This is a genomic window from Deltaproteobacteria bacterium, assembly GCA_018668695.1.
GTDB lineage: Bacteria > Myxococcota > XYA12-FULL-58-9 > XYA12-FULL-58-9 > JABJBS01 > JABJBS01.
Window position 1 is genome coordinate 1 of record JABJBS010000300.1, and the last position, 8,204, is coordinate 8,204.

The window sequence follows — 8,204 nt, forward strand, 5'->3', positions numbered from 1 at the left end:
AAACTAGGTTGAGCTACTGGGACTACCAAACGCGTATCAGCTGGGGCGACCGTAAATTGTTTCTCTCGGCCATGTTCTTGGGCGCCCATGACAAGCTTGAGACCTTAGACTCCAAATACGAGAATGGCGAACTCGTAGAGTTTAGAGAGCCAACTTTATGGGCTGAATTCCACAAAATCATTTTCAAATTGCGTCATCAATCCTCTGCGCTGATTGGCAACTACCATGTTGCCCTAAGTTATGACTTAAGTGCACTGGAATCCGCAGATCCTTCTGCAACAAGCTTTGGGATAGCACCCCACCTTGACTGGCAATGGAACGTTCTCCACTCACTTAAAATCATCGCCGGCTTGGAGGCAGAGTTTAGAGAACTGAGTCTATCCGATGACACCATGAACTCAACGACATCCGACAACCCCACTCAGGAGTTCCTAACACAAGCCAGTAGTGGGCTTCATAAGGATGCAGGAAGCTGGCTTGCCCTTACCTATGAACCATTAGACGCTTGGTTCATCACCCCTGGAGTTCGAGTCGATGTTTATTCCAACACCCAACAATCCCATTGGGGCATCCAGCCGCGCCTCCAAATAAGCGGTAAGGTATTCGAACAAGACGACCAAAGCCTCTGGTTCAAAGCAGCCAGTGGCATTTACCAACAACCTCCTCGACCTTACTTCACGCTACCCGGCTTGAGTGTAACCGCCTTGGATCTAGGCCTACTCAAGTCTTACCAAAATATGATTGGTACGAAATGGGGCATAAACGCTGAGTGGAGCCTAGACCTTCAAGTTTACTACAATCATCTCGACCCTACACTTTTCGAACTGAACCTAAGTGAAAACCAAGAAGAGCAAACCAATCAGAATTCTTCTAACTCTGCCGCAAACCCGGACGGGCAAGAATGGCTAACCGGGCTTTCCAGTGACTCGACCGGCCGAGCGTACGGTCTTGAGGTCATACTTCGCAAGGATGACAACGGACACTTCTTTGGCTGGCTTAGCTATGCGCTGGCACGCAGTGAACGCAGACGTGACGAGCGCTACGTCGCCTACGATTTCGACCGGACCCATATCCTCAACCTCGTGGCGGGTTTCAAATTTTCCGGCAACTGGGAAATCGGAAGCCGACTGGTGTTTCAAACAGGCACGCCCCTAAGCACTGACAATGGCGGGGTTGCCAGCGGGCGCTCGCAGCCCAATTGGCGAATCGATCTGCGCATCGACAAGCGCATTGTATTTAATCAGTGGCTTTTAGACTTCTATGTTGAAATTCTTAACGTTGGTGTGACCCGTGAATCGGGCGGACTTTTAAGCGGCAACGGGTTTCGTTATGTCTTGCCGACGCTGGGTCTAAAAGCCAATCTCTAGTCCCCGAGAAGTAAAGAGCCAATAAAAATAGGTACAGATGCTTTGAAAATGACACTTTCAGCTCAAAACCCTAGATATTTCGGGGTATTCTTTGCTATTTAGTGCATGCGCACTTTGACCTCTGGGAGAGAAATCGGGAGTATACCCATACGATGAGATACTGTTTAAAAGCTTTAGTTGGATGTTTATTGGTCACTGGCTTCTTGAATGGATGCAACACCGAACCCGAATCGTCTCCTCAAGTGACACCTGATGTTACCGAGACTGAAACTGAGACTGAGCCCGACCCTGAGTTGCAACCAGCCACAATCACAAACCCAGATGACGATGCCAGCTTTCTTTTTGAGAGCGAGTCCGTTCGTACTTTCGAATTGGTCGTTACTCCAGAAGACCTTGCATTTATCGACAATGACCCCGTCGCCGAAATCTATGTTCCGGCAACCCTAAAATTTGAGGGTGAAGAATATCCCGATGTGGGCCTACGCTACAAAGGCAGCGCAGGAAGCTACATTGGATGCACCGAGGTCATGGGTTTCCCACCCTCCGGACCAAAAACCTGCATTAAGTTGTCCATGAAGGTCAAACTAAACTACACCGATTCCGACCAAAAGTTTCATGGTCTCAAAAAGCTACAATTCCACTCTATGAACAGTGATGACTCGTTGATGCGTGAGAGACTCTCTTACTACCTCTTTCGTTCCATGGGTATCCCAGCCCCGCGCACCACGCCTATCAAAGTGTTGGTTAACGGAGAGTTGGCCGGACTCTTTTTGTTGGTTGAACAAATCGATGGGCGCTTCACACGTTCGCGTTTCGGCGATGGCGGTAAAGGCAACCTCTATAAAGAGATCTGGCCGATTCACCAAGACGATGCGTCATACATCAATGCACTTGAAACCAATGAAGATGAAAATCCATCGGTTGAAAAAATGCAGCGGCTTCGAGCTGAGTTGGAGAACCCAAACAAGGCTGACCGTGCGGCCGTATCAGATGCCTGGATAGACCGTTCCTACATGGCAAGCTATCTCGCAGTTGACCGAACCATTCGCAACGACGATGGCATCATGCACTGGTATTGCAATGTTGACTTAGGACAGGGTGGCAACACCGGCGAGTGCGGCAATCACAATTACTATTGGTATGAAGAAGAAGAAAAAGACCGTATGTGGCTTATACCCTGGGATACAGATCTCACTTTTAAACAAGGTGGTATGGTAGCACTACCAATAGCTTGGGACGAAGAGCCCGATGACTGTGCTCCGGTAAGCTTCGGGCCGTTTGGTTATTTACCTTCAGCCTGCGACCCTCTCATCTCTGCTTGGGCCACGTTTCAAGAAGATTACAAAGCAGCGGTTGGGACTCTTCTAGAGGGACCCTATACAGCAGGAAACGTCGCGACACTCTTGGATACATGGCAAGCGCAAATTGCCGACAGTGTGGAAGAGGCTTCGCTACAAGATGGCCAGCACTTAAACTCAAACAATTGGCTAGGCGCCCTGGATGAGCTCAAAACCATGTCCTATCGACTTCGCGCGGAAGCAGAGGAATTAGTCCAAAGTCCAAATCCCTAGGCTCCATGGCCCTACCAGATCTAAAATATTGGGTAGCTCTTCTCTTTGTTGCAAGATCTTCACATTATATCGCTTGACGCAGGTTAAGCAGATACGTAGTTCTCAAACTCATGACATGAGTGAAACCACGGAGTGAAGTATGGTTAAGATTGGTATCAATGGATTTGGGCGCATGGGCCGGCTGGCACTGCGCCACTCTTATAGCAATCAAGATATTGAGTTTGTTGCCATCAACGAACCCCACGCAAGCGCTGAAAATATGGCTACCCTGCTGGAGTTTGACACCGTGCAGGGCCGCTGGGACAAATCTTGTTCGGCCGACAGCACCAGTATCCTTGTCGAGGGCAAGCCCATCGCCTTTACAAGCTTCAATAACCCCAAAGAAATACCTTGGTCAGACTTTGGCGTAGACCTCGTGTTAGAGTGCAGCGGGGCTTTTAGAACCACAGCTGGATTGATGCCCCACTTCGAGAACGGTGCAAAACGCGTGGTCGTCTCTGCCCCCGTGAAAGATGGCCCGCCGAATATTGTGATGGGCGTCAACCACCAAAGTTTGGATACCGAAAACGCTAAAATCGTAACCGCGGCCTCTTGTACTACCAATTGCCTCGCCCCGGTCGTAAGAGTCCTTCACGATGCTATCGGCATTGAAAATGGTCTGGTCACCACCATTCACGCTCCGACCAACACCCAATCGGTCCACGACTGCGCCCACAAAGACCCTCGCCGGGCGCGGGCTTCCCAAATGAATTTGATTCCAACCAGCACCAATTCAGCCACTGCGGTCACCTTGATCATCCCAGAGCTCAAAGGAAAGTTAGATAGTATCGCCGTAAGAGCCCCCGTTCATAACGCCTCCCTTACCGACTGCGTGTTTCAGATGCAGCGTGACACCACCGTTGAAGAAGTAAACAGCGCGATTGAGAAGGCATCTAAGAGTGCACCTCTGCAAGGCATTCTCGGCTACGAAACCAGGCCTCTGGTGAGCAGTGATTATGCACGGGACCCTCGCAGCGGCATCGTGGATGCATTAAGCACACGGGTAACGGGTAAGCGATTGGTTAAAGTAATGATATGGTACGATAATGAATGGGGCTATGTGAACCGCATGATGGAACTCACAAAGCTCGTGGCTAAAGACCTCTAAGAAAAATACCATGCGCAACGTTCGTGACTACGCCATTATCACTGCTACCTACTGGGCATTTACCCTCAGCGATGGTGCCCTGCGGATGCTGGTGCTGCTTCGTCTTCATGAACAAGGCTTCTCGCCTCTATCCCTGGCTATGCTCTTCGTTCTTTACGAGTTCTTTGGCATGGTCACCAACCTTTTCGGCGGATGGCTTGGTGCCAAACACGGCCTCAAAATTACACTCGGCTCCGGGCTCCTACTCCAGGTAACAGCTTGCAGTCTTTTGGCCCTGGGTGAATCCAATCTGACGGTTCCATTTGTCATGGCCATGCAAGGCCTTAGCGGAATTGCCAAAGACCTCACCAAAATGAGTTCCAAGAGCTACATCAAAATGGTTGTGCCAGACAGCGACCAAGCCGGTTTGCTTAAATGGATTGCCATTTTGACTGGTTCCAAAAACACGCTCAAAGGTGTTGGCTTCTTTCTTGGAGGCTTTCTCTTAACCAGCATGGGCTTTGGCGGTGCATGCTTCGCTATGGCCATCATCCTGGCAGCAACCTGGGCAGCGTCCACTCTAGCTCTTCCCAAAGCCCCTGGAAAAAGTCGCGCATCCATTAGCTTCAAGAGTCTTATACCCACAGACAAACGTCTCCAGTGGCTCTCAGCCGCCCGGCTTTTCCTCTTTGGTTCACGAGACGCTTGGTTTGTAGTCGGGCTCCCAATTTTCCTTTCAGCTTCGTTGGGTTGGTCCCATAAAGCCGTGGGTGGTTTTTTAGCGTTCTGGATTATTGGATACGGTATGGTGCAAGCCTCCGCCCCGGCATTTATATCCAAATCATCAGCCCCCGCAGCTCAGCCTACGTCCGCCAAACAATTGAGGCGCTGGAAAGGCGCTTTGCTTCTTCCACTCGTTGGTATTCTCATCGGGCTTTAGACCGAACTCTCACCAACGGTCGTCATCATCACAGGCCTTGTTGTCTTTGCCATCGTCTTCGCCGTGAACAGTACGGTCCACAGCTACCTCGTGGTTGCCTATGCAGCCGAGGATACCATCGCGCTAAATGTGGGTTTTTATTATATGTCGAATGCGGCCGGCCGGCTTCTTGGAACCGTTTTATCCGGCGCACTCTTCCAATGGGCTGGCCAAGGAGCGAGCGGCTTGACGAGCTGCATTATTGCCTCGATTTGTATGGTATTTATAGGAAGCGCTTTGTGTATTCCTCTCCAACGAGCCGAAGAACGTCATCTCAAGGCTCTGTGATCAAAAAAATGTTTTGTCACAAAGACGACACATATCTGTATTTGACCTGACATCTCGATTCATAGAATGGTTTCACAACAGTCGACACACATACGTCGATAAAAAACTGCTTAACAGGAGCATGATGTAATGAAATCAAACCTTCGAACCTTCCTAATCACTCTCGCTGTCACAGCGATTCCATTCTCAGCTGCACAAGCTGAAGAAACCAACTTTGAGCCAAAGCTTAAGATTGGCGGCCTCATTTTCGCAAACTACCATTACGACCTATCTAAAGACGCGAAACCAAATAACGTATTCGAAATCCAACGTGTATACTTAAACTTCAAAGCAAAAATGACCGACAGCTTTTCTGCGCGGGTCACAACAGATGTAGGAAACATCAAAAGCAGTATCGGAACCAGCGATCCAGATGTTGAAATTGAGTTTAAAGATGACCAGAAAATTCGTGCATTTTTAAAGTACGCCTACCTAGAATACAAAAACAAAGACCTTGGCCTGAAGCTTCGCTTTGGTGCTGCCGGTACACCTTTTATCGGTAAGCATGACAAGTTTGTTGGCCAACGCTGGATCTCCAAGGCATTCGCTGACGAAGTTAAAGTTCTCTCGTCTTCCGACCTGGGTATTCACGTCATGGGTAAGCACATGGACGGATTGGTTGACTACCAAGTCTCCATTATCAATGGCTCTGGCTATGGTAAAAAGGAAGCTGACGACGGCAAAGCGACTCAGGTCCGTGTAACAGTCGACCCACTCTCAGGTGGCGATATGTCGATGCCAATCAGCGCATTCATCTCTTACGATGTGGGTGCCGGAAGCGACGCAGCGATGATTGCCGCGGGTTCTGTTGGATTCAAGCACGAGATGGTTAAAGCCTGGGGCGAGTTTCTATTCACTTCAGCAGGCGACATTACCGGAATGGGCTTCTCTGCAACGCTGCTACCTAAGATTCCATCAGTTGGAAACTTAATGATGCGCCTGGACCGTATGGACCCCGACACCAGTGTAGATGACGATGCCACGATGAGAATCATCGGCGGCTTGACTCATGACTTCGCCAAAAAAATCAGCGTAGGCCTCATCTATGAGCGCTCTATGCCAGAAGCAGGCGATGACAGCCACGCGGTATTTGTGAAGACCCAAGCAGGCTTCTAAATCCCGTAATGCTTAACGATTAAAAGGCGTGCAGTCGGTATCGATTGCGCGCCTTTTTTTTATGGGAGAAACGGCTTTAGAAGAAGTGGATTGTTAGTTCGGCTTGGGAAGCTCTACCCAAAAGATTGAACCCTGTTTAGCGGCCGGCGCCATACCAACATTACCGTCCATGGTGTTGACGAGGTGTTTTACGATGGCGAGCCCGAGGCCGGTTCCACCCATTTGTTTTGAGCGGCCCGGATCAACTCGATAGAAACGCTCGAACAAGCGTTCGCGATGCTCTGCAGGAACACCTGGGCCATCATCTTCAATCTCAATTCGAACACGCTGGTCGAGGTCACGAGCACGAACAATCACTTCACCGCCCTCTGGCGTATACTTTACTGCGTTCTCAACGAGATTAAGGAGAACCTGGTCCAAAGCCTGAAAATCAGCCAGGGCAACCAGATTTTCGGGAATCGTGTTGACCACTTTCGTGTTCTTTTTCCCCGCCGAGATAGCAATGGCCTCCGAAGCACGGGCTCCTGCGCCCACAAGATTAATGACTTCCAGGTTCAGAACATTTTGGCCTGCCTCAATACGCGAAAGGTCTAAAAGGTCAGCCACTAGGCTCCCAAGTCTGGCGGCGTTTCGATGAATCGCTTCGACGAAGCGAGGCCCTTGCTCTCTGTCGTCCAAGGCACCATCTAGGAGGGTCTCAGAATTCGCATGAATCACCGAAACCGGTGTTCGAAGCTCGTGGGAAACATTTGCCACAAAGTCCTGCCGCATCCGCTCCAGGCGCCGTATCTCTGTTACATCGTGCGCAACGATCACTCCCCCGCCAGATCCTGCCAGGGGTGTGATACGGATAAGAACAGTTGGCGCGATGATTCCATCCAGTTCAAATTCATCAGACACGGCATGCGCCATTCGAGGCTGCAAGACGGGGTATAGCTTTGCTAGACTCGGAACTTTATTAACAGGGGTGCCTATCAATCCCTCGCCTAAACCAAAAAGCTGCTTCGCACTCTCGTTAATCGTCGTGATTTGCAAATTGCGACCAAATGCGATGACTGCTTCTTGCATGCCCTGTAAGACTGCGCCAAATTGGTCTCGTTCTTGAGCCAGGGTTTTAACGACAAGCTCTAAATCTTCCGACATTCTGTCGATAGACTGTGCCAAGAGGCCAAACTCGTCACGCGTATCAGACTCGGTTCTGCTTTCAATCGCTCGGCTGGATAAGGTTCTCACATTGTTTACCAAACGCTGTAATCTTCGTGAAATCACCTGTGATGCCAAAGAGCTTAAGAGCAAGGCAAAAAACAAAGCCAAGACCGCGGCCACCAAAAGTAGGCTCTGAATCTGGCGCTCTAAATCATTCAATTCTTGCAGGGGCATCGCAACGCGAACCCAACCCGCTCCATCGCTGCGCTTATAACGCAAAGCCATGTAGAGCATATCGGTCTGCAGCGTTGCACTGTAACGCCTTGCTATTCCGATATTTGATTCTTGAGCGGCTAGACACTCGGGCCGAGAGCCATGGTTTTCAAGGCTCGCTACGTCGCCTGGAGCAAGCTTGGAGTCTCCAAGCACGCGCCCATCTCCGTTGATAATGGTTACACGAAGAGAGAGAGCTGATCCCATTCGGTCCGCGAGGAGATCGGCCTGCGAAATATCGACGAGATGCGAAGCCGACAAAGCGAACTCACGAACGGCGCGCACATGTTCTGAAAGTT

Annotated in this window: 5 protein-coding genes and 1 pseudogene; 5 read left to right on the forward strand and 1 reads right to left on the reverse strand. The window is 50.1% G+C overall.

Annotation, left to right across the window (positions count from 1 at the left end):
- From HOK28_16020 to HOK28_16040, 5 genes and pseudogenes are all read left to right on the forward strand, one after another.
- The coding region (locus HOK28_16020; protein ID MBT6434607.1) for a TonB-dependent receptor at window positions 1–1,367 on the forward strand (1,367 nt) is incomplete at its 5' end.
- 152 nt (window positions 1,368–1,519) lie between these two features.
- Window positions 1,520–2,938 (forward strand): hypothetical protein, encoded by a 1,419-nt coding sequence (locus HOK28_16025; protein ID MBT6434608.1) that lies wholly within the window; start codon window positions 1,520–1,522, stop codon window positions 2,936–2,938.
- Window positions 2,939–3,077: 139 nt separating this feature from the next.
- The gene (locus HOK28_16030) at window positions 3,078–4,085 is read left to right on the forward strand and encodes an ArsJ-associated glyceraldehyde-3-phosphate dehydrogenase (protein MBT6434609.1); all 1,008 of its coding nucleotides are present in this window, start codon (window positions 3,078–3,080) and stop codon (window positions 4,083–4,085) included.
- A gap of 10 nt (window positions 4,086–4,095) precedes the next feature.
- Window positions 4,096–5,331: pseudogene (gene arsJ / locus HOK28_16035) on the forward strand (organoarsenical effux MFS transporter ArsJ).
- 129 nt (window positions 5,332–5,460) lie between these two features.
- Window positions 5,461–6,486, forward strand: a complete 1,026-nt coding sequence (locus tag HOK28_16040; GenBank protein MBT6434610.1) for a hypothetical protein — start codon at window positions 5,461–5,463, stop codon at window positions 6,484–6,486.
- Between the two features lie 93 nt (window positions 6,487–6,579).
- Here the strand turns inward: HOK28_16040 and HOK28_16045 are convergent.
- A partial coding sequence (locus tag HOK28_16045) for a HAMP domain-containing protein (GenBank protein MBT6434611.1) occupies window positions 6,580–8,204 on the reverse strand: 1,625 nt, incomplete at its 5' end.

Excerpts from the sequence above, each read along its gene's own strand:
- HOK28_16030 (MBT6434609.1), top strand. The coding sequence starts at position 3,078 with ATGGTTAAGATTGGTATCAATGGATTTGGGCGCATGGGCCGGCTGGCA.
- HOK28_16025 (MBT6434608.1), top strand. The coding sequence starts at position 1,520 with ATGAGATACTGTTTAAAAGCTTTAGTTGGATGTTTATTGGTCACTGGC.
- HOK28_16040 (MBT6434610.1), top strand. The coding sequence starts at position 5,461 with ATGAAATCAAACCTTCGAACCTTCCTAATCACTCTCGCTGTCACAGCG.